Annotated in this window: 1 protein-coding gene; it reads left to right on the top strand. The window is 65.8% G+C overall.

All coding sequences use genetic code 11. From position 1 onward, the window contains the following. Positions 1 to 75: 75 nt before the first annotated feature. Positions 76 to 990: an IS982 family transposase gene (locus tag ACIBKY_RS55405; protein ID WP_397110785.1), complete on the top strand. Its 915-nt coding sequence runs from the start codon at positions 76 to 78 to the stop codon at positions 988 to 990. Positions 991 to 1022: the final 32 nt, after the last annotated feature.

Raw genomic sequence — 1022 nt, 5'->3', positions numbered from 1 at the left:
CTAGATGGTTGATTCCAAGGGCTGAGGTTCGTTAATCGGCTGCGGGCGTACAGCGAGGGTGTCCAAGCTCCGTTTGTGACGACAGAACTGAACACCCTCGCTACGGCACTGTATGTGAAGATCGACGATCAGCTGCGGGCTTTCCCGGACCTGGCACCCGCACGCCCTGCGGTGGGGATCAAGCCCCGCTTGAGTGACGCGGAGCTGGTGACGCTGGCGGTGATGTCGGCGCTGCTCGGGTTCACCTCGGAGCGCCGCTGGCTGCGCTACGGCCGGGCGCATCTGACCGGGATGTTCCCGTATCTGCCGGGCCAGTCCGGCTACAACAAGCGACTGCGGGCCGCGATCGGGCTGGTCCGGCACATGATCCAGATCCTCGGCCGGGACACCACGTGGTGGAGTGATGACGTGTGGGTGGCCGACTCCACGCCGGTGGAGTGCGGCCGCTCCCGGCAGACAGCCCGCCGCTCGGCGCTGGCGGGCTGGGCCGAGTACGGCTACTGCGCCTCGCATTCCCGCTTCTTCTGGGGGCTACGGCTGCATCTGCTGTGCACGCTGAGCGGGCTGCCGGTGGCGTTCGCGCTGACCGGCGCCAAGGCCGATGAACGTTCCACCCTGCTGGGCATGCTCCAGGCCGACCCTGACCTGGCGGCCCGCCACCCACAACAGACGATCATCGCGGACATGCAGTACTACGGCCGCGACTTCGAACAGACCCTCAGCCACGGTGACCTGCGGCTGCTGCGCAAAGCCCGCAAAGGCGAACCACCACGGGCCGGCAGCGAGTTGTTCAAACCCTTGCGGCAGACCATCGAATCGATCAACCAGACCCTCAAAGGCCAGCTCGACCTGGAACGACACGGCGGACGAACCCCCGCGGGAGTCGTCATCCGCATCATCACCCGGATCCTCGCGCTGACCGCAGTGATCTGGCACAACGACAAGACCGGCCAGCCCACCGCCCGATCCCTCACCGCCTACGACCATTAATCGCAAGCAGCAGCCTGGAATCAATCATCTAG

Source organism: Nonomuraea sp. NPDC050394 (assembly GCF_044459065.1).
GTDB lineage: Bacteria > Actinomycetota > Actinomycetes > Streptosporangiales > Streptosporangiaceae > Nonomuraea.
Note: the sequence above shows the minus strand (reverse complement) of the source record. Positions and strands in the feature narration are given on the sequence as shown.